Annotated in this window: 15 protein-coding genes; all 15 read left to right on the top strand. The window is 63.2% G+C overall.

The window, feature by feature from the left end; all coding sequences use genetic code 11:
* The first annotated feature begins 145 nt into the window (after positions 1-145).
* The 15 genes from VPH41_RS26850 to mlaE all read left to right on the top strand — a co-directional run bounded on the left by VPH41_RS26850 (position 146) and on the right by mlaE (position 22,341).
* On the top strand, positions 146-1,777 hold the full coding sequence (locus tag VPH41_RS26850; protein ID WP_328572088.1) for a ShlB/FhaC/HecB family hemolysin secretion/activation protein: 1,632 nt from the start codon (positions 146-148) through the stop codon (positions 1,775-1,777).
* A gap of 56 nt (positions 1,778-1,833) precedes the next feature.
* Positions 1,834-3,615, top strand: a complete 1,782-nt coding sequence (locus VPH41_RS26855) for a DUF2341 domain-containing protein (RefSeq protein ID WP_328572089.1) — start codon at positions 1,834-1,836, stop codon at positions 3,613-3,615.
* 13 nt (positions 3,616-3,628) lie between these two features.
* A complete protein-coding gene (locus tag VPH41_RS26860) occupies positions 3,629-4,039 on the top strand; it encodes an ExbD/TolR family protein (protein WP_034753784.1) in 411 nt (136 codons plus the stop codon).
* Positions 4,040-4,049: 10 nt separating this feature from the next.
* Positions 4,050-4,766, top strand: a complete 717-nt coding sequence (locus VPH41_RS26865) for an energy transducer TonB family protein (protein ID WP_226941208.1) — start codon at positions 4,050-4,052, stop codon at positions 4,764-4,766.
* 157 nt (positions 4,767-4,923) lie between these two features.
* Positions 4,924-6,657 (top strand): putative porin, encoded by a 1,734-nt coding sequence (locus VPH41_RS26870; protein ID WP_328572090.1) that lies wholly within the window; start codon positions 4,924-4,926, stop codon positions 6,655-6,657.
* 6 nt (positions 6,658-6,663) lie between these two features.
* Positions 6,664-7,356 carry a hypothetical protein gene (locus VPH41_RS26875; protein ID WP_328572091.1) on the top strand — a complete coding sequence of 231 codons (693 nt, stop codon included), beginning with the start codon at positions 6,664-6,666 and terminating at the stop codon, positions 7,354-7,356.
* Positions 7,357-7,385: 29 nt separating this feature from the next.
* Positions 7,386-7,874, top strand: a complete 489-nt coding sequence (locus VPH41_RS26880) for a YbjN domain-containing protein (RefSeq protein WP_226938904.1) — start codon at positions 7,386-7,388, stop codon at positions 7,872-7,874.
* Between the two features lie 208 nt (positions 7,875-8,082).
* Complete coding sequence (locus VPH41_RS26885; protein WP_328572092.1) at positions 8,083-11,187, top strand: DEAD/DEAH box helicase; 3,105 nt, start codon at positions 8,083-8,085, stop codon at positions 11,185-11,187.
* 49 nt (positions 11,188-11,236) lie between these two features.
* Positions 11,237-12,373 carry a PAS domain-containing sensor histidine kinase gene (locus tag VPH41_RS26890; RefSeq protein ID WP_328572093.1) on the top strand — a complete coding sequence of 379 codons (1,137 nt, stop codon included), beginning with the start codon at positions 11,237-11,239 and terminating at the stop codon, positions 12,371-12,373.
* Between the two features lie 137 nt (positions 12,374-12,510).
* Positions 12,511-13,191 (top strand): response regulator transcription factor, encoded by a 681-nt coding sequence (locus tag VPH41_RS26895; RefSeq protein ID WP_034780956.1) that lies wholly within the window; start codon positions 12,511-12,513, stop codon positions 13,189-13,191.
* Positions 13,192-13,347: 156 nt separating this feature from the next.
* The gene (locus VPH41_RS26900; RefSeq protein ID WP_328572094.1) at positions 13,348-14,055 is read left to right on the top strand and encodes a transposase; all 708 of its coding nucleotides are present in this window, start codon (positions 13,348-13,350) and stop codon (positions 14,053-14,055) included.
* 194 nt (positions 14,056-14,249) lie between these two features.
* Positions 14,250-18,950, top strand: a complete 4,701-nt coding sequence (locus tag VPH41_RS26905) for a glutamate synthase-related protein (RefSeq protein WP_328572095.1) — start codon at positions 14,250-14,252, stop codon at positions 18,948-18,950.
* Between the two features lie 79 nt (positions 18,951-19,029).
* Positions 19,030-20,493: a glutamate synthase subunit beta gene (locus VPH41_RS26910; RefSeq protein WP_070257787.1), complete on the top strand. Its 1,464-nt coding sequence runs from the start codon at positions 19,030-19,032 to the stop codon at positions 20,491-20,493.
* A 259-nt stretch (positions 20,494-20,752) separates the two neighbouring features.
* Positions 20,753-21,562 carry an ABC transporter ATP-binding protein gene (locus tag VPH41_RS26915; RefSeq protein ID WP_328572096.1) on the top strand — a complete coding sequence of 270 codons (810 nt, stop codon included), beginning with the start codon at positions 20,753-20,755 and terminating at the stop codon, positions 21,560-21,562.
* On the top strand, positions 21,559-22,341 hold the full coding sequence (mlaE, locus tag VPH41_RS26920) for a lipid asymmetry maintenance ABC transporter permease subunit MlaE (protein ID WP_034780952.1): 783 nt from the start codon (positions 21,559-21,561) through the stop codon (positions 22,339-22,341). Before VPH41_RS26915 ends, mlaE begins: the two co-directional genes overlap by 4 nt.
* The last annotated feature ends 7 nt before the right edge of the window (positions 22,342-22,348 follow it).

The raw sequence follows: 22,348 nt of genomic DNA on the forward strand, positions 1-22,348 counted from the left end.
AACATTTGATGACATTCGGCAGTCGCCGCGCGCGGCGACTGTCTAGGCATCAGTAGACAAGCTTCGATGGACGACATGCGCAGTACACAACGCCGGCCCAGCGCCGCAATACAGGGCAACCGTTTGATTTTAAGGTGAATGGAAGATGCGTGAGATGAAAAAACAGGGCAACGGTGCAGCGCCAGCGGCGCCTGTGACGGCCTTGACGATGCTGTGCCTGGCCATGCTGGCGCTGCCCGGCATGACATACGCTCAGGAAACAGCTGCAGCCGCGCCGGCCGTGCCGGAGCGCCAGGTGACGATCGAGGAATATTTGGTGCGCGGCAATACCGTGCTCGATGCGCGTGCCATCGAAGAGGCGGTCACGCCCTTCCTGGGACCGGGCCGCACCCTGAAGGACGTGGAAGGGGCGCGCGACGCCCTGGTCGCCGCCTATCAGGCGCGCGGCTACCAGTCCGTCTACGTGGACTTGCCCGAGCAGCAGGTGGAGCAGGGCGTGGTGGTGCTGCAGGTGAGCGAAACGAAGGTGGGACGCTTGCGCGTGGTCGGTGCGCAATACAACTCGCCGCTCGACGTGCGCCAGCAAGTGCCGGCCTTGACGGAAGGCAAGGTGCCGGACTTTACGCAGGCGCAAGCGGAACTGACGGCCCTGAACCGGGGACCCAAGCGCCAGGTGATGCCGCTGGTCAAGCAGGGCAGCCTGCCCGGCACCATGGACGTGGACTTGAAAGTCGAGGACAGCAGCCCGTGGCGCGCCAGCGTGGGCCTGAACAACGACTACAGCGCCGACACGAAGAAGCTGCGCACCAGCATGTCGGTCGGCCACGACAACCTGTGGCAGCTGGGACACAGCGCCACCATCAGCTTTTTCGGCACGCCGGGCGACCTGAACCAGACCAAGGTGTGGTCCGCCTCGTACGTGGCGCCCATCGGCACGCAGGGCTGGAGCGTGGAAGCGACGGGCTACCAGTCGAACAGCAACGTGGCCAGCACGGGCGGCACCAGCGTGCTGGGCAAGGGTCACGCGCTGGGCATGAAAGTCAACTACACGGTGCCCAACAGCGGCATCTGGTGGCATAGCTTTTCTGCCGGCATCGACTTCAAGGATAACCAGGAAGCCTTGAAACTCAATGGCACGGGCAGCAATATTCCGCTCAAGTACGTGCCCCTGAGCGTGTCGTATAACGGCTTTGCGCAGACGGACGCGGCGACGTACGGCCTGGGCCTGTCGCTGGTGGCCGGCACGCGCGCCTCGTTCGGCTACGGCAGCAACAGCGCCGCCTATGACAACAAGCGCTACAAGGCTTCGCCCAGCTTCCTCGTGCTCAAGGGCGACGCCAACGCCACCTACACCCTGGGCAGCGGCGCGCAGCTGCACGGGCGCATGTCGGGCCAGCTGGCCGACGCGGCGCTGGTGTCGGGCGAGCAGATGGCCGCCGGCGGCGCCAATTCCGTGCGCGGCTATCTGTCGGCCGAAGCGACGGGCGACTACGGCGTCTCGGGCACCGTCGAATGGCGCACGCCCCAGCTCACGTATTTCAGCCGCCTGGAAAACTGGCGCCTGTTTGCCTTTGCCGATGGCGCGCGCCTGCGCCTGCGCGACCCGATGATCGAGCAGAAAGACCTGTTCGGCCTGGCTTCCGTGGGCGTGGGCAGCAGCTTCCAGTTCCTGCGCTACCTGAATGGCCGCATCGATTTCGCCTACCCGCTGCGCGATGGCCCGCGCACGCACAAACACGTGCGCCGCATCAATTTCAACCTGTCGGCCAGCTACTGACGGGCCAGCTCACCAGCACTGCACTTTTTTAGACTTTTCTTCGGAGAATCACTGTCATGCAACGTTTTCTTTTTCTGCTCACGATCCTGGGCACGCTCGTTCCCGGCCTGGCGCATGCCTGGTGGCAGCCCGACTGGGCTTACCGCAAACCCGTCACCGTCGATGCCGGTCCGAAGGCAGGCGCCGTCGGCGGCGATCCCGGCCGCATTCCCGTGCTGCTGCGCTTGCATTCGGGTAACTTCAACTTCGAAGGCGTCAGCGACAACGGCGCCGACCTGCGCTTCGTGGCAGGCGATGACAAGACGGTGCTGAACCACCAGATCGAACAGTTCAACCCGCTCCTGGGCATCGCCCTGATCTGGGTCGACGTCCCGGCCCTGACGGCCGGCACGCCGCAGCAGCTGTGGATGTACTACGGCAATCCGAAGGCGCCCGCTTCCGGTAACGGCCAGCGCACCTTCGATCCCGATTACAGCCTGGTGTACCACTTCACGGAACCCGGCGTGCCTTCGCGCGACAGCACCGCCTACGGCAACCATGCCCAGACGGCCGTACCCGCGCTGGACGGCTCCGTCATCGGCGCTGGCGCCCGCCTGGGCACGGCACCGCTGATGCTGCCCGCCTCGCCTTCGCTGGCGCTGGCTGCCGGCGCGCCGTTCACGTTTTCCGCCTGGGTGCGTCCGGACAGCCTGGGCGCGCAGCAAGTGCTGTATGCCCGCCGCGACGGCGCCAATGAATTGCTGATCGGCATAGACCAGGGCGTACCCTTCGTGCAAGTGAATGGCCAGCGCAGCAAGCCCGGCCAACCGATCCAGGCAGCGCAATGGTCGCACCTGGCCGTCAAGGCCGATAAAGCCAACGTGGCCCTGTATGTGGGCGGCCGTCCGGCCGTGTCGCTGGCCACCGCCTTGCCGGCGTTTGCCACGGCCGCCTCGGTAGGCGCCGATGCGCCGCCGGTCGCCACCGGCGCCGCCACCCTGGCCAACTTCACGGGCGCCATCGACGAGCTGCGCCTGTCGCGCACGGCCCGTCCCGACGCCCTGCTGCTGGCCGATGCCGTCTCGCAAGGTTCCGAATCGCGCCTGGCCGTGTTTGGCGCCGACGAACAGCAGGCCGGCAAAAGCCATTTCGGCTTCATCGTCGCCGCCATGCCGCTCGACGCGTGGATCGTCGTCGGCGTGCTGGGCCTGATGATGGTCTTGTCGTGGATCATCATGATCGGCAAGGGCCGCAGCTATGGCGCCATCTCGCGCGCCAATGCGCAATTCATGCAGTCGTTCCACGAAGCGGCCGGCGCGCCGCTGGACCACCTGGCGCGCAACGGCAAGCTGAGCGCTTCCGTGAAGACGGATTCCTCGCTGTGGCGCCTGTATGACGTGGCCATCGACGAGATGCGCCGCCGCCACGACCGCGGCTACGACCTGAACGCCGTGTCGAACGCGACGATCGGCGCCATCCGCGCCGCCATGGATGGCGTGATGGTGCGCGAAAGCGAGCGCATGTCCAAGCGCATGATCTGGCTCTCGACCACCATCGAAGGCGCGCCCTACGTGGGCCTGTTCGGCACCGTGATCGGCATCATGCTGGTGTTCGTCGTGGCGGCCATGGCCGGCGCCGTGGACATCAACTCGGTGGCGCCAGGCATGGCGGCAGCGCTGCTGTGTACGGCTGCGGGCCTGGGCGTGGCGATTCCCGCCCTGTTCGGCTACAACTGGCTGTCGTCGCGTTCGGACGCCATCGTTGCCGACATGGCCGTCTTCGTCGATGAATTTGCCACGCGCCTGGCTGAAGAGCAGGGCGACGGACGCCAGATGCGTCCCGTGCTGCAACAGGCGTGAGGGGCGCATAACCATGGCCACCTCCGCCAAGTTTACCCCCCGCAAGCGTAGCGGCGGCATCAATATCACGCCCTTCGTCGACGTGCTGCTGGTGGTGCTGGTGATCTTCATCCTGACCAGCAATGCCAGCATTCCCGGCATCAAGGTCGACCTGCCCAAGGCCAGCTCGGCCATGGCGCTGGAAAAACCGAAGACCAAGGCCATCACCATCGACAACGCGGGCCAGGTCTTCCTCGACGCCTATCCCGTCACCTTGCCCGAGCTGGAAGAGCGCTTGCGCACGGAAAAGGCCTTGACGCCCGACTTCCCCGTGATCGTGCGCGGCGATGCCGCCGTGCAATACGCGAAAGTGGTCGAAGTGCTGGACTTGCTGCGCCGCATAGACCTGAACCAGGTGGGCCTGGTGACCGGCAAGCCGGCATGAGGAGCGCAAGGTGAAGCGTGACGACATGATGAAGATGGCTGCCTCGGAACCGTCGGGCGCGGCGCAATGGTGGCGCCGCTGGGGCGGCGTGGCCGGCGGCGCCCTGCTGGCCGGTGCGCTGGCCGCGCTGGTCTGGTATCTGCTGTCCGACACGGCGGCCACCAAGCGCGAAGTGGCGGCTCCGCCGATGCTGATGTTGCCGCCCCCGCCCCCGCCGCCGCCGGAACCGGAAAAACTGCCGGAACCGACGCCGGACAAGGTGGTGCCGGAAGTGTCGGAGCCGGAACCGACGCCGGCCGACAAGCCCATGGATGACGCGCCGGAAAGCCCGTCGCCGGACAAGGGCGACCCCGTCACCATCGACGGCGCGGCACAGGCCGGCAGCGACGCCTTCGGCATCCAGGCCGGGCGCGGCGGCGGCATGACGGGCGGCGGCGGTGGCGGCGGCCTGGGCGCGGGATCGTATGGCCGCTATGTCGCCAATGCGCTGCAGATGGCCATTGCCCGCGACCCGCGCACGCGCCAGCTGGCCTTTGCCGACATCCGCGTCGACCTGTGGCTCGATACGGAAGGCAAGACGACGAAGGTGCAGCTGGTGCAAGGCACGGGCAATGCGCAGACGGATGAGCAGGTGCTGGCCATGGTGCGCGACTTCCGCGCCGATGAGCGGCCACCGGCGTCATTGCGTTTCCCGGCACGTGTATCGATCAAGGGCCGCCGGCCGTGAACACCCGACCAAACCTGCTGCGCGTTGTGATTTGCGGCCTGCGATGCTCGCTGTGCCTGCGCACAGCTGCGCTTCTCAGCCACAACTCACTGCCGCTCGCGACGGTTTTGTCAGGCGTTCTTGACGACATTCATTTTAATTTTTACCGAAAGAAACAATGAATTCCTTATTTTCTTCCCCACAGCGCATGCGCCGCCTTCCGCTGGCGCTCGCTGCCCTGGCGTTGAGCATGGCGGCAGGCGCAGTACAAGCGCAGGCGCCGGCCGACAGCACCATGGTCAAGCTGATCCGCGGCCTGATCCAGAGCGGCGCCCTGAACAAGGATGCCGGCGAAGCCTTGCTGGCGCAGGCGCAGAGCGAGGCGCTGGCCGCTGCGCAAGCGCGTCCGGCGGCAGCGCCGGCCGCCCTGGCGCAGGTGCAGCCGGGCGACGTGCGCGTGCCGTATATTTCGCAAACCGTGCGCGAGCAGATCCGCGACGAGATCAAGGGACAAGTGCTGGCCGAGGCAAAAGCGGGCGGTTGGGCGGCGCCGAATGAAACGCCGGCCTGGACCAAGCGCATCCGCGTGGAAGGCGACGTGCGCGCCCGCTACGAATCGCGCTACTACGACATGGCCAACAGTAATATCGAGATCGACTGGCGCTCGCTCAACAGCGGCAGCGGCTACGACGTCAATTCGAACACCAACCTGGCCCTGCCGGCGCTGCTGAATACGCGTGAAGACCGCAAGCACTTGCTGCGCGCCCGTGCCCGCCTGGGCATCCTAGCCGACATTTCCGACAGCACGCAGGCAGGCATCCGCCTGGCCAGCGGCAACGACGACAGCCCCGTGTCCACCACGCAAACGCTCGGTGGCGGCCTGGGCAAGAAAAACATCTGGCTGGACCAGGCCTGGCTGTCGTATCAGCCTGCCTCGTGGCTGAAACTGACGGCGGGCCGCTTCGACAATCCGTTTGTGTCCGGCGACGAACTGTTTTCCAGCGAACTCAATTTCGACGGCATCGCCGCCAAGGTGCAGCAACCGGTGGGCGAGAGCAAGGACGTCACCGTGTTCGGTACCCTGGGCCTGATTCCGCTCGAGTATTCGTCCGACAATGCGCCTAGCCGCAGCCAGGCAAAAATGTCCAGCGAAAACAAATGGCTGCTGGGCGCGCAAGTGGGCGCCTCGTGGAAGATCAATAGCGACCATCAATTGCGCGGCGCGCTGGCCTACTACAACTTCCGCAACATCAGCGGCGAATATTCGCAGCCGTGCGCGCTGTACGCGGGCGCCGATGGCTGCAGCACGGACTGGTCGCGTCCGTCGAGTATGCAAAAGGGCAATAGCTTGATGCTGTTGCGCAATATCGCCCTCAATCCGCTGGACCCGGCGAATACGCCGCAGCCGCAATTCGTGGGCCTGGCGTCGAAATTCCGCCTGGCCAACCTGAATGCGCGCTGGGATAGCAAGGTGGCCGGCGGCACGGACTTGCGCATCGAAGGCGATTATGTGCGCAACATGGCCTACGACAAGAATGCCATGTGGGCGCGCGCCAAGGGCGGCATCATGAACAACTTCGGCGGCACGGGCGGCGTGTCGCAAGCCGATTTCAGGAGCGGCGGCAACGCCTACATGCTGCAGGCAACCCTGGGCAAGGCGAATCCGGCGGCGCGCGGCGACTGGAACGTTTTACTTGGCTACAAGCGCATCGAACCGGATGCCTTGCCTGACGCCTACAACGATTCCACCTTCCACCTGGGCGGCACGAATGCGCGTGGCTACTACCTGGGCGGCGCATATGCGCTCGACAAGAATACCTGGCTGAACGGCCGCTGGACGTCGAGCCGTGAAGTGTTCGGTTCGGCACTGTCGATCGATACCCTGCAAATCGAACTGAACGCGCGTTTTTAAGGAGCCATGATGTTGATATCCAACAAAATGCGCGTGCCGCTACTGTTGCTGAGCTTGCTGGCTGCCGGCACTGCCCAGGCGCAGGGACAGAAGGGCCAGAGCATGGAAGAGCGCCTGCGGGCTGAGTTGCGCAATGTCACGGCGCAATTGCAGCAGACGCGCGGCGAGCTGGAAATGCTGAAAGCCAAGGGCGTGCCTGCCGCCAAGGCGGCGCCCGTCGCCGCGCCTGCCAGCGAGGGCTTGAAAAAGGAACTGGCGCGCAGCCAGTCGCAGCTGGCGCAAGAGCGCGCGCAGCGGGAAAAACTGGGCGAGCAACAACAGCGCAGCGCTACCGCCGCGCAAGAGGCGGCCGCCAGTCTGGCGCAATTGCGCCAGGCCAGCGAACAGCTGGCCGCCACGGGCAAGCAGCTGGAAACGGAACGTGCGCGCCTCGACGGCGAAGTGGCGTTGCAGCGGGGCGCCCTGGCGCGCTGCGAGAGCAAGAATGCCCAGCTGTTCGCGGCCGGGCAGGAAATCCTGCAAGCGTACGAGTCGCTGAACGTGCTGGACGTCATGAAGGCGCGCCAGCCGTTCGCCGCGCAAAGCCGCGTCAAGCTCGAGCAAATTGCGCAGCAGTACGGCGACCAGCTGTACCAGGGCCGCTTTGATGCGCGTCAAACCAGTGACACACCGGCCGCCCCCGCGCCCGCTCCCCAATAATTTTATTTTTTGAAATGAATGGAATGACGATGGAAAACAATACCAACTTGCTGAGCACCCTGAATGCGGAACAAATGGCCGACGCCATCAAGGCGGCCGGCTGCGCCGTGACCAGCATCGAACACGACGGCGTCGTGCGCCTGCACAGTGCCAGCCATGGCATCGGCTTTCAGGTGCTGTGGGGCAATGAAGCGGCGCCTGGCCAGTACGCCGATTTGACCCTGAGCTGCCCGCTGCGCGTGCAGGGCGGCGACTTGCCGGCCGGCTTGCTGGCCGAATGGCACCGCAGCAAGCGTTTTGCCCGCGTGGCCCAGCATGGCGATTTCGTCGTGCTGGAAATGGATGTGCTGGTTGCCGGTGGCGTCAGCCAGGAGTATCTGAATATCAATCTGCAACTGTGGACGCAGATGATGGGCCAGTTCTTCTTGTTTTTGCGCAACTTTACGCCCGCCGACACGAGCACGGCACCGATAGTCGAGGCCGCCAGCGTGGCCGAAGAGGAAACGGTAGCAGCCTGATAAGCGGGTCAAGGGCGGCAAAAAGGGCCGGTGACGGGTCTTTTTTGCCGCCTGCGGGTCCCAAGTGTCGTATTAAATACTTATTTTTTAGGCATCGCGCATTAAAACTGCTTAAAGAGCGTGTGTGAATCAAGCCAGCAACGGCTGTATGGCGGATAATATTGCCTGTTGCCGATTTGGATACGACCTTTACACAAAAATGCGCCCCATGGATTTTACCCGCGACGAAACCAGTGAAACCCCAGTTGCCCCGGCCAGCGCGCCGGGAGCGCCTTTGCCGTATGCCGTCGCCACCTGGCTGCAGCGGGTGGAGGCAGCCGCCCATCCGAAGGCCGTGCTGACGATTGCCGAACCTGATCCCAAGCTCAACCAGCATCGATTGATCTACGTGCTGGCGCCCACCAGCGGTGGCCGCCACGTGGCCCTGTGCCTGTACAAGGCGCGACTGCGGCCGAACGGCGACGTGGCGGCGGCCAGTCCCATCAGCGAAATCTTTTCCCTGCTGTCCGCGCCGCCCACGTTCCTGACGCCGTTTGACGAAGACCTCGTGCGTTTCTTCGTGGCCATGCGCAGTGGGCAGAACTCGCAGACGGGCAGCGCCACGGAGCCGAAAGGCAAGGTGGGCGCGGCCCTGCTGAAAATGCTGGCCGAGCAGGATAAATTGTTGTGGGCCAATTCCTGGGCCGATGTGGGGAATGGACTCGTGTATCCGCTGAAGGAAGGTCCCGTGCGTCCCGCCCGCCTGTTCTGGCGCGACGAAGGCAAGACCATGCGCCTGGGCTGGCAGGTGGACCCGCCGGAAGGGGCGAAGCACCATGGCGCCGACCAGATCGACTACATGCTGCCCACCGATCCGCCGTGGTACATCGACAACCTGTCGTGCGGCGTGCTGGAACTGAACCAGGGCGGCTCCGACATTTCCCTGGCCGACTTGCAGGCGCTGGTGGCGCAGGCGCCGCCGCTGAACGCGAACGACAAGGTGCGCGTGTCGCAACTGCTGCTGGCGCAGGGCTTGCAGCATTTGATGCCGCTGCCGCAACCGTTGCCGCAGCGCTTGCGCAAGGATGTGCCGGCGCAACCGGTCTTGCTGATGGACAGCGCCATGCTGGCCGATGGCAGCGCGCAGCGCTGGAGCGACTTCGCCGTGCTGTCCTACGACTATGATGGCGAGCGCGTCTCGTTCGACCCGTCGCAGCGGGTGGTGCGGCAAGTGGGCGACGTGACGGAAATTATCCAGAGAAACACGGCCGATGAAGCGCGCGCGCTGGCCACCCTGGCCGAGCTGCAATTCAAGAAGCCGGGCTCCGCCCCCTTGAGCGGCTTGAAGGGCGCCTTGCTGTTGCCTTCGCAGGCGGAATGGCTGCGTTTTGCCGAGTCCGGTATCGACACCTTGCTGGACCAGGGCTGGATCGTGGAAAAGACGGCCAAATACCGCTACGACGTGAGCGACGTGGGCGACTGGTATGCGGAGATCGACGATCAGGACCCGGACAGCGGCAATGCCTGGTTCGAGCTGGAACTGGGCATCGTCGTCAACCATGAACGCGTGCCGCTGCTGCCCGTGCTGGTGCAGCTGATCCGCAACGCGCCCAACGATTTCAACCCGAAAGTCATCGAAGCGCATGCGGACGATGACCAGATGCTGGCAACCTTGCCAAACGGCACGCGCGTGGCCCTGCCGTGGGGCCGGGTGCGCCCCATCCTGAACACGCTGGGGGAACTGTACTTCAGCGACAAGATCAAACATGCGGTGCGCATGTCGACCCTGGACGCGGCGCGCCTGGAAGAGCTGGCGCGGGGTCTGGACATGGAATGGACGGGCGGCGAGCAGCTGCGCGCCATGGGCCGCAAGCTGAGCCAGTTCGGTTCCGTGCAAAAAGTGGCGGCCCCAGCCGGCTTGCAAGCGACCTTGCGCGATTACCAGGCCGATGGCTTGGCGTGGATGCAATTCCTGCGCGACCATGACCTGGCGGGGATTTTGGCCGATGACATGGGCCTGGGCAAGACCGTGCAAACGCTGGCGCATATCCTGGTGGAAAAGGAAGCGGGACGTCTCACGCATCCAGCTCTGGTGATCGCGCCCACGAGCTTGATGGGCAACTGGCAGGACGAGGCGGCCAAGTTCGCGCCCAGCCTGAAAGTGTTGCTGCTGCAAGGCAAGGACCGCGCCCAGCAATTCGACCAGATCGACCAATGCGACCTGGTGCTGACCACCTACGCGCTGTTGCCGCGCGACGAGGAAACCCTGCGCGAGCATGATTTCCACCTGGTCATTCTCGACGAATCGCATTACATCAAGAATACGCGCAGCAAGGCGGCGCAAAGCGCGGGCCTGCTGCGCGCGCGCCACCGTTTGTGCCTGTCCGGCACGCCGCTGGAAAATCACCTGGGAGAATTGTGGTCGCAATTCCACTTCCTGCTGCCGGGCTTGCTGGGCGACGAAAAGACGTTCAACACGCAGTTCCGTCACCCGATCGAGCGCCAGGACGACCCGCTGCGCCGCATGCTGCTGAACCGCCGCATCAAGCCTTTCCTGCTGCGCCGCACGAAGGACAATGTGGCCAAGGAGCTCCCACCGAAGACGGAAATGGTGCGCAAGGTGGAATTGACGGGACCGCAGCGCGACCTGTATGAAACCGTGCGTCTTGCGATGGATCAAAAAGTACGCGAAGAAATCGACAAGAAGGGCGTGGCGCGCAGCCAGATCGTCATCCTCGAAGCGCTGTTGAAATTGCGCCAGGTCTGTTGCGACCCCCGCCTCGTGAAATCCTTGCCGGCGAAGAAGCAGTCGGCCGGTTCGGCCAAGCTGCTCGACCTGATGCAGATGGTGGAAGACTTGCTCGACGAAGGGCGCAAGATCCTCGTCTTCTCGCAATTTACCAGCATGCTGGAATTGATCGAGGAAGAGCTGGAATCGCGCGACATTCCGTACGCCTTGCTGACGGGCGAGACGAAGGACCGGGGCGCGCAAGTGGCGGCCTTCCAGCAGGGCGCCGTGCCCATCTTCTTGATCAGCCTGAAAGCGGGCGGCGTGGGTCTGAACCTGACGGCGGCCGACACGGTCATCCATTACGATCCGTGGTGGAATCCGGCGGCGGAAAACCAGGCCACGGACCGCGCCTGGCGCATCGGCCAGGACAAGCCCGTGTTCGTCTACAAGCTGATCGCCAAGGGCACCTTGGAAGAAAAAATCCAGCTGCTGCAGCAAAAGAAATCGGAGCTGGCGCAATCGATCCTGGCCGAAGGCGAGTCGCAGAAGATGGCGCTCACGCAGGAAGACTTGCAGCAGATTTTCGCCCCGCTGGAAGATTAACGCTGCCGCACGCTTATACTTGGCGATTCTTTCTTGCCAGGTATAACGCATGCTGCCCTTCCTGCCCTTTCTTGTATTGCTGCTGGCCGGCGCCATTCTCATGGCGCTGCGTTTCGTCCAGTTGCGCCGCGCCCTGTTGCGCGCGCGGGCGGGCGAAACGCAGTTCCGCCTGCTGGCCGAGCACGGGCGCGACGCGGCCTTCCTGCTCGACGCCACCACCTTCGAATTGCTCTACATCAGCCCCGCCGCGCAGCGCCTGACGGGCTACGACTTGCCTGCCTTGCGCGGGCACGCGGCACAGCTGGCGGCGGACGTGCCGGCCCGGCTGCAGCGCTGGCGCGATGGCGATGCCAGCCGTTTGACCCTGCTGCGCGAAGTGGCGCTGCCGCACGCCGACGGCCACCTGCTGGCGCTGGAAATCAGCTCGACCATCGTGCCCGCGGCGGCGGGGCGCAGCATGACCCTGGTGGGGAGCTTGCGCGACGTCAGCGAGGCGCAGGCGCAGGAAGCGGAACGGGAAAAGGAACAGAAGCGCTTCGCCTCGATGCTGTCGCATGAATTCCGCACGCCGCTGGCCACCATCGACGGTGCCATCCAGCGCCTCGTGTCGACCTCGCAAGACGCGGACGACGCCACGCGCAAGCGCTACGTGAAAATCCAGACGGCCGTCGACCGCCTGTTGTCCATGATCGACGATTATCTGTCGCCCGAACGCATGGCGGCCATCGGCCGCGAGCGGGCCGCCGACGGCATCGCGCCGCTGGCCTTGCTGCAGCAGGCGGCCGCCACCGTACCGGCCAGCCACCGCGTGCAGCTGGAACTGGACGAGGACTTGCCGGCCAGGCTGCGCTGCGACGTGCCCGGCATGGCCCTGTGCCTGAAAATCCTGCTCGATAACGCCGTCAAGTTCAGCGCGCCGGGCAGTGCCATCACCCTGTCGGCCAAGCTGGTGCCCGAAGGGGGCGTGGCCCTGTGCGTGCGCGATGCGGGGCCCGGCTTGCGGGAAGAAGAACTGGCGCAGCTGTTCGAAAAAGGTTTCCGTGGAACCGATGCGCAGCATCCGGGGGCGGGCTTGGGCCTGTACATGGCGCGCGCCGTGGTGGACGTGCATGGGGGGAGTTTACAGGGGCATAATCTGCCCGAAGGCGGGGCTGTTTTCCGGATTTGGCTGCCCTTGCCTGTCTAGACAAGGAAAAGCCTTGCTTCCGCTGAAGGCAACCGTGATAATTCCTTGACGTAAACCTATTGTGCCGTCCATCATGGTGCAGAAGTGAATGGCATGGTTTGCCCACGGTAGCTCACTAACGGAAGAATGGCGTTGCAATGACGAAAATACTGATCGTCGAAGACAATCTGGACTACGCCGAAGACATGGCGGAGTTTCTCGTTGAGCTCGAACACGAAGTCCATATCACCAGCTCCGCTGGCGGCATGTGGACGGCGTTGAGCCATGGCAATGTTGGCGTGGTCGTACTGGACCTGGGCTTGCCCGATGAGGATGGCTTCAATGTCATCCCCCGCATGCGCCAGCTGTATCCGCAAATCGGCGTGCTGGTGCTGACGGGGCGCGTGGCGTTCGACAGCCGCATCCTGGGCTTGCGCCTGGGCGCCGACCACTATCTGACCAAGCCGATCAAGTTCCCCGAACTGGCCGCCCACATCGAGGCGCTCGACCGCCGCGTGGGGCCGCAAGACCCCGTGCCCGAGCCGGGCAAGTGGACGTTGAAAGTAAGCGCTCGCCAACTTGAACTGATGGGCTCGGTCATCGCCCTGACGGAAAAAGAATTCAACTTCCTGCACCTGCTGACCATCAACACCCGCCCCGTGCCGCGCGACGTCATCGTGGCCGGCATGGGCGGCGAAGATCCCGATGCGGGCCGCCGGGTCGACATGCTCGTGTACCGCCTGCGCAAGAAAGCCAAGACGGGCCTGGGCCAGGACTTGCCGCTGCGCAGCGCGTATGGCGAGGGTTACAGTCTGTCGGCCAGCTTCAACCTGTCCTGATCAGCGCCTGCAGCCACCCGCAGGCGGGTGGTGCCATAAAAAGGGACAGAGTCAACGGCTTTTTCCTGCATTCAAAATAAAACAGGGTCAGAGTCGCGCCTGACGCGTCAGAGTGTGTAAAATCAAGGCCTTAGCCTTCTTTTGACCGATTCTGCCATGGCCCGTTTGCCCCGTCTTATCATTCCCGCACTGCCCCATTATGTGATTCAGCGCGGCAGCAACCGTCAGCCCGTGTTCCAGGATGCGGCCGATTACGCGCAATTCCTGTCCTGGCTGAAAACGGGCGCGAAAATGTTCAAGGTGGCCATCCACGCCTATGTTTTGTTGCCTGATCAGCTACATGTATTGGCGACGCCGGCCGATGCCACGGGCTTGGGACAGCTGATGCAGTGGCTGGGACGCTATTACGTGCCGTATTTCAATCAAAAATACGGCCGCGAAGGCGCCTTGTGGCAGGGACGCTACAAAACTTCCGTCATCGATCCCGACAATTTCTTCCTGACCTGCTGCCGCTACCTGGAATGCGTACCCGTGCAAACGGGTCTGGCGGGCCAGGCGCTCGATTACAGCTGGTCCAGCTATGCCCACCATGCGGGTGTGCGGCCCGATCCCGTCATTACCGACCATGCGCTGTACTGGGCGCTGGGCAACACGCCGTTCGACCGCGAGGCCGCGTATCTGCGCCTGTTCGAGCAGGGCCTGGGCAGCAGCCAGGTGAAGGCGGTAGAGCAGGCTGTGCTGAAGGGCTGGCCGCTGGGTTCCGACGCTTTCAAGCAGGCGCTGGAGCAGAAAATGCAGCGGCAAGTGCTGCCTGCCAAGCGGGGCCGTCCCCGCAAAATCGTGGCCGACGCGGCCCCTAATTAAAAAGCATTCGCATTTAAAACAAAAAATGGTTCCTTTCCGCGCTTTTATTGAAATTGCTTCGACTGTGTCCCTATTAAATTTTTAGGGCGACGGAATCGAATTTAATTCGACTCCGACCCTAATTTTTGTGGTTGAGTTTTTTGTTGCGTTGCACTACTCTAGTTTTTCGATAGTCATATGCAGCGGAGAAGCCCATGAAAGCGCAAGGCCTGTACGACCCAGCCAATGAACACGATGCCTGCGGCGTCGGTTTCGTCGCCCATATCAAGGGCAACAAGACCCATTCGATCGTCGAACAGGGTTTGCTGATTCTGAAAAACCTCGATCACCGGGGCGCCGTGGGCGCCGATGCGCTGATGGGCGATGGCGCCGGCATCCTGATCCAGATTCCCGACCAGTACTACCGGGAAGAAATGGCCAAGCAGGGCGTGGAATTGCCGCCGCCTGGCGAATATGGCGTGGGCATGGTCTTCCTGCCGAAGGAACACGCGTCGCGCATCGCCTGCGAGCAGGAAATCGAGCGGGCCGTGCGCATCGAGGGTCAGGTCGTGCTGGGCTGGCGCAACGTGCCCATCCATACGGACATGCCGATGTCGCCCACCGTGCGCGCCAAGGAACCCGTGATCCGCCAGATCTTCATCGGCCGCGGCCCGGACATCATGGTCACCGACGCGCTCGAGCGCAAACTGTATGTAATCCGCAAATCGTCGGGCCACGCCATCCAGGCCTTGAAACTGCTGCACGGCAAGGAATTCTTCGTGCCGTCTATGTCGGCGCGCACGATTGTGTATAAAGGCTTGCTGCTGGCCGACCAGGTGGGCGTGTATTACAAGGACTTGCAGGATGCGCGCTGCATCTCGGCCCTGGCCCTGGTGCACCAGCGTTTCTCGACGAACACCTTCCCCGAATGGCCGCTGGCCCACCCGTACCGCCTGATCGCTCATAACGGCGAGATCAACACGGTGAAAGGCAACTTCAACTGGATGCGCGCGCGCGAAGGCGTGATGAAGTCGGCCGTGCTGGGCGACGACCTGCAAAAGCTGTTCCCCCTGATCTATGAAGGCCAGTCCGACACGGCGTGTTTCGACAATGCGCTGGAACTGCTGCTGATGGCCGGTTACCCGATCGCCCAGGCCATGATGATGATGATTCCGGAAGCGTGGGAAAACCACACGACGATGGATGACAACCGCCGCGCCTTCTATGAATACCACGCGGCCATGATGGAGCCGTGGGACGGCCCTGCCGCCATGGCGTTCACGGATGGCCGTCACATCGGCGGCACCCTGGACCGCAACGGCTTGCGTCCGGCCCGCTACATCGTCACGGACGACGACCTGGTGGTGATGGCGTCGGAATCGGGCGTGCTGCCGATTCCGGAATCGAAAATCATCCAGAAATGGCGCTTGCAGCCTGGCAAGATGTTCTTGATCGACCTGGAAGCGGGCCGCATCATCGACGACCAGGAACTCAAAAACACCTACGCCAACGCCAAGCCGTACAAGGCGTGGATCAACTCGGTGCGCATCAAGCTCGACGAGATCAAGCTGGCCGAAGGCCAGGCCAAGCAGGACCGCGCCCAGGGCGAAAAAGTCCAGCCATCGTTGCTGGATCGCCAGCAGGCGTTCGGCTATACGCAGGAAGACTTGAAATTCCTCATGGCGCCGATGGCACTAGCCGGCGAAGAGGCGACGGGCTCGATGGGCAATGACTCGCCGCTGGCCGTCATGTCGAACAAACTGAAGCCACTGTATAACTACTTCAAGCAGCTGTTCGCGCAAGTGACGAATCCGCCGATCGACCCCATCCGCGAAGCGATGGTGATGTCGCTCGTCTCGTTCATCGGCCCGAAACCGAACTTGCTCGATACGAACAACGTCAACCCGCCGATGCGCCTGGAAGTGGCGCAGCCCGTGCTGGGCTTTGACGACATGGCGCGCTTGCGCAACATCAGCGCCCACACGGGCGGCAAGTTCAAGTCGTACGAACTGGACATCTGCTACCCGCTGGCCTGGGGCAAGGAAGGCGTGGAAGCGTGCCTGGCCTCGCTGTGCGCGGAAGCCGTCGACGCCGTCAAGTCCGGCCATAACATTTTGATCGTCTCGGACCGCGCCATTTGCGCCGACCAGGTGGCGATCCCTGCGCTGCTGGCCACCTCGACCGTGCACCAGCACCTGGTGAGCAAGGGCTTGCGCGCCTCCACGGGCCTCGTCGTGGAAACGGGCTCGGCCCGTGAAACGCACCACTTTGCCCTGCTGGCAGGCTATGGCGCGGAAGCCGTCCACCCCTACCTGGCCATGGAAACCCTGGCCGAGATGGCGCACGGCTTGCCTGGCGATTTGTCCGCCGACAAAGCCATCTACAACTACACGAAGGCCGTGGGCAAGGGCTTGATGAAGGTCATGTCGAAGATGGGTATTTCGACCTACATGTCCTACTGCGGCGCGCAGATTTTCGAAGCCATCGGCTTGAACAAGTCGCTGGTGGACAAATACTTCAAGGGTACGGCGTCGAACGTGGAAGGCATCGGCGTGTTTGAAGTGGCGGAAGAAGCGCTGCGCCTGCACGCGCTGGCCTTCGGCAGCGATCCCGTGCTGGCTGACAAGCTCGACGCGGGCGGCGAATATGCGTTCCGCGTGCGCGGCGAAGACCACATGTGGACGCCGGATGCGATTGCGAAATTGCAGCATTCCACGCGCAGCAACAATTTCTCCAGCTATAAAGAGTATGCGCAAATCATCAACGACCAGAGCCGTCGCCACCTGACCCTGCGCGGCCTGTTCGAGTTCAAGCTCGACCCGACCAAGGCCATCCCGCTCGATGAAGTGGAACCGGCCAAGGAAATCGTCAAGCGTTTCGCCACGGGTGCCATGTCGCTCGGCTCGATCAGCACGGAAGCACACGCGACCCTGGCCGTGGCCATGAACCGCATCGGCGGCAAGTCGAACACGGGCGAGGGCGGCGAAGATCCGAACCGCTACACGCAGGAATTGAAGGGCATCCCCATCCGCCAGGGCGACACCATGGCATCCGTCGTCGGTGCCGAGCAGATCGTCGTCGATATTCCGCTGCAGGAAGGCGATTCCATGCGTTCGCGCATCAAGCAGGTGGCGTCGGGACGTTTCGGCGTCACGGCCGCCTACCTGAACTCGGCCGACCAGATCCAGATCAAGATGGCGCAGGGCGCGAAGCCGGGCGAAGGCGGCCAGTTGCCGGGCCATAAGGTGTCCGAATACATCGCCAGCCTGCGCTTTTCCGTGCCGGGCGTGGGACTGATTTCCCCGCCGCCGCACCATGACATCTATTCCATCGAAGACCTGGCGCAGCTGATCCATGACTTGAAGAACGCCAACCCGCGCGCGTCGATCTCCGTGAAACTGGTGTCGGAAGTGGGCATCGGCACGGTGGCGGCCGGCGTCACCAAGGCCAAGGCCGACCACGTGGTCGTCGCCGGCCACGATGGCGGCACGGGCGCCTCGCCTTTGTCGTCCGTGAAACATGCGGGCACGCCGTGGGAGCTGGGCCTGGCCGAGACGCAACAGACGCTGGTACTCAATGGCTTGCGCAGCCGTATCCGTGTGCAGGCCGACGGCCAGATGAAGACGGGCCGCGACGTGGTCATCGCCGCCCTGCTGGGCGCCGACGAGATCGGTTTCGCCACGGCGCCGCTGGTGGTCGAAGGCTGCATCATGATGCGCAAATGCCACTTGAATACCTGCCCGGTGGGCGTGGCCACGCAAGATCCCGTGCTGCGCGCCAAGTTCTCGGGCAAGCCCGAGTATGTCGTCAATTACTTCTTCTTCGTTGCCGAAGAGGCGCGCCAGTTGATGGCGCAGCTGGGCATCCGCACGTATGACGAATTGATCGGCCGCGTCGACCTGCTGGACAAATCGAAGGCGATTTCGCACTGGAAGGCGCAGGGACTGGACTTCTCGGCCATCTTCCACAAGCCGGAAACCCCGGATGGCCAGGCCTGTCGCCACGTGGAATTCCAGGACCATGCGCTGGAAAAGGCGCTCGACCACAAGCTGATCGCGCAAGCGCGCGCGGCGCTGGAAAAGGGCGAGCGCGTCTCCTTCATCTCGCCCGTGCGCAACTTGAACCGCACGGTGGGCACCATGCTGTCCGGCGAAGTGGCGAAGAAATACGGCCATGCCGGCTTGCCGGACGACACCATCCACATCCAGCTGCAAGGCACGGCGGGCCAATCGGCCTGCGCCTTCCTGGCGCACGGCATCACGATCGACCTGGTGGGCGAGGGCAACGATTACGTGGGTAAAGGCTTGTCGGGCGGACGCATCATCGTGCGGCCGAATACGGAATTCCGTGGCTGGGCCGTGGACAACATCATCATCGGCAACACGGTGCTGTACGGCGCCATTGCCGGCGAAGCCTTCTTCAATGGCGTGGCCGGTGAACGCTTTGCCGTGCGCAACTCGGGCGCCACCACGGTGGTCGAGGGCCTGGGCGACCATGGCTGCGAATACATGACGGGCGGCACGGTCGTGGTCCTGGGTAACACGGGACGCAACTTTGCGGCGGGCATGTCGGGCGGCATCGCCTATGTGTACGACCCGGCGGGCGACTTTGCCAGCAAGTGCAACACGGCCATGGTCAGCCTAGACAAGGTCGTGTCCGCAGCGGAACAGCATGTCGACCGCGATGCCTGGCATACGCAGCACCGCGACGGCGTGCCGGAAGCGGACGAAGTCATCCTCAAGCGCCTGATCGAGCGTCACTTCAAGCACACGGGCAGCACGCGCGCCCGCGTCCTGCTCGACGACTGGGCCGCGGCGCGCGGCAAGTTCGTGAAAGTCTTCCCGAACGAATACAAGCGCGCGCTGATCGAGATGGCTGCCGATGCGGCCATGGAAGTGCAAGCCGTCGCCGCCTGAGCCAGCCAAGCTCATTGCCAAAAATGTGACACGGGAGCGGCCTGGCCGCTCCCCGCCAGCTAAATACAAAGGAAACATCGTGGGTAAAATTACCGGCTTCATGGAATTCAAGCGCCAGGACGAGCACTATCTGGAGCCTGCCGCGCGTCTGAAGAACTACAAGGAATTCGTGCTGCACCTGTCGGACGCGCAAGCGACCGTGCAAGGCGCGCGCTGCATGGATTGCGGCATTCCCTTCTGCACCACGGGTTGCCCCGTGAATAACATCATTCCCGACTGGAATGACCTCGTGTACCGCGGCGCCTACCGCGAAGCGCTCGATATCCTGCATTCGACGAACAATTTCCCGGAATTTACGGGCCGCATCTGCCCGGCGCCGTGCGAATCGGCCTGTACCCTGGGCATCCACGAAGATCCCGTCGGCATCAAGTCCATCGAGCACAAGATCATCGACATGGGCTGGGAGCACGGCTGGGTCACGCCGCAGCCTGCCGGCTTTAGTACCGGCAAGAAAGTGGCCATCGTCGGTTCCGGCCCCGCCGGCCTGGCGGCGGCACAGCAGCTGGCGCGCGCCGGCCATGCCGTCACCGTGTTCGAGAAGAGCGACCGGGTCGGCGGCTTGCTGCGTTACGGCATCCCTGACTTCAAGATGGAAAAGTCGCACATCGACCTGCGCGTGAAACAGATGGAAGCGGAAGGCGTGGTCTTCCGCACCAGCGTGCTGGTCGGCAAGGATTTCCCTGCCCATGTGAACAACTGGGCCAAGGAAACCATTTTCCCGGAAGACCTGGAAAAAGAATTCGACGCCGTCATCATGGCCGGCGGCGCCGAGCAGCCGCGCGACTTGCCCGTGCCGGGCCGCGAACTGAAAGGCGTGCATTTCGCCATGGATTTCCTGCCGCTGCAAAACAAGGTCAACGCGGGCGACAAGCTCAAGGACCAGATCAAGGCCACGGGCAAGCACGTGGTGGTGATCGGCGGCGGCGACACGGGTTCCGACTGCGTGGGCACCTCGAACCGCCATGGCGCCGCCTCGGTGGCCCAGTTCGAACTGATGCCGCAGCCGCCGGAACAGGAAAACAAGCCGCTGGTGTGGCCGTACTGGCCGACCAAGCTGCGCACCTCGTCTTCGCACGAGGAGGGCTGCGAGCGCGACTGGGCCGTGGCCACCAAGCGTTTCGAAGGCAAGGGCGGCAAGGTGGAAAAGCTGATCGCCTGCCGAGTCGAATGGAAAGACGGCAAGATGAGCGAAGTGCCGAACTCGGAATTCGAGATGAAGGCCGACCTGGTCTTCCTGGCCATGGGTTTTGTTTCTCCGGTACAACAAGTTCTGGAAGCGTTCGGCGTCGACACGGATGCGCGCGGCAACGTCAAGGCGACCACGGATGGCGCCGGCTGCTACCAGACGTCGGTGGCCAAGGTGTTTGCGGCCGGCGACATGCGCCGTGGCCAGTCGCTGGTGGTGTGGGCCATCCGCGAAGGGCGCCAGTGCGCGCGCGCCGTCGATGAGTTCCTGATGGGGGCATCCCTGCTGCCGCGCTAAAAACGAGCAATTGTTCGTTTTTTACCAGGGCCACGGCGCGGATCGCGCCGTGGCCTTTGCTATTTTTATCTGCCAGGTCAACGGCCGTGCAAGTCATCGGAGGGGGGCCGCGATGCGCCGGCCAAATTTCTAATACAATATCTGACTTTCGATTCATTAGTGTTGTATTCTTCCCCTTTACAAGGCTGTCCCAAGGGGTGTCTCAGCAGAGGTTGGCGTTTCTGCACTACAATACGCCATTAAAATAGTGAGCTTCGTCGTGCCAAATCTTGTTGAGATCCGTGATTTACACTTTGCCTATGGAGAACGTTCGATTTTATCGGGCCTTCAAATGGATTTCCCACGTGGAAAAGTTGTGGCCGTCATGGGTGGCTCCGGCAGTGGCAAGACGACCGTATTGCGCCTGATCGGCGGGCAGCTGCGCCCCAGTTCCGGCTCCGTCAATGTCGACGGCCAGATCGTGCATACGCTGGGGACCGACCAGTTATATCAGTTGCGCCGCAAGATGGGCATGCTGTTCCAGCACGGTGCGTTGTTTACGGACCTGACGGCGTTCGAGAACGTGGCGTTTCCCCTGCGCGAACATACGGATTTGAATGAAGAGCTGATCCGTACCCTGGTGCTGATGAAGCTGCACGCCGTGGGCTTGCGCAACGCGGCGCAATTGAAGCCGGCCGAGATCTCGGGCGGCATGGGCCGCCGCGTCGCGCTGGCGCGCGCCATCGCGCTCGATCCCGAACTGATCATGTACGACGAGCCGTTCGCCGGCCTGGACCCGATTTCCATGGGCGTGACGGCCAATTTGATCCGCAATCTGAACGATGCGCTGGGCTCCACGTCTATCCTGGTATCGCACGATGTGAAGGAGTGTTTCGCCATCGCTGATTATGTCTATTTTCTGTCATCGGGCAAGATTGTGGCGCACGGCACGCCGGCCGAGATGGCCGTGTCGACGCATCCGTACGTCAAGCAGTTCGTCAATGCCGAGGCAGATGGCCCCGTGCCGTTCCATTATCCGGGCAAGTCGCTGGCCGACGACCTGGGCTTGCACGCGGGAGTGGGCCGATGATCGCGCGTTTCCTGGCGGCGATCGGAGCATGGTTGCGCAATTCGGTACAAGACCTCGGCTTTGCCGTGCGTTCGTTTTTCATCATCATCGCTTCCTCGGGCGGCCTGTGGCGCCGTCCGCGCCTGGTGATCGAGCAACTGTTTTTTATCGGTAATCGCTCGCTAGTGATTACCGCCGTCTCCGGCCTGTTCGTCGGCATGGTGCTGGGCTTGCAAGGGTATTACACCCTGACCACGTATGGCGCCGAGCAGTCGCTGGGCTTGCTGGTGGCGCTGTCGCTGACGCGCGAACTGGGCCCCGTGGTCACGGCGCTGCTGTTTGCGGGCCGCGCCGGCACGTCGCTGACGGCGGAAATCGGCTTGATGAAGGCGGGCGAGCAATTGTCGGCCATGGAAATGATGGCCGTGAACCCGATCCAGCGCGTGCTGGCGCCCCGTTTCTGGGCCGGCGTGATCGCCATGCCGATCCTCGGCGCCATTTTCACGGCTGTCGGCATCATCGGCAGCTACCTGGTGGGCGTGGTGCTGATTGGCGTCGACGAAGGCTCGTTCTGGTCGCAGATGCAAGGCGGCGTGGATGTCTGGAAAGAAGTGGGCAACGGCACCATCAAGAGCCTGGTGTTCGGCATTGCGGTGACCTTCATCGCGCTGTTCCAGGGTTACCAGGCACAGCCGACGCCGGAAGACGTGTCCGGCGCGACCACGCGCACGGTGGTGATTTCGTCGCTGATGGTGTGGTGGCTCGATTTCATGATGACGGCGTTGATGTTTAGCAAGTAATTGCCGA

The organism is Janthinobacterium sp. P210006, assembly GCF_036231885.1.
Lineage (GTDB): Bacteria > Pseudomonadota > Gammaproteobacteria > Burkholderiales > Burkholderiaceae_D > Janthinobacterium > Janthinobacterium violaceinigrum.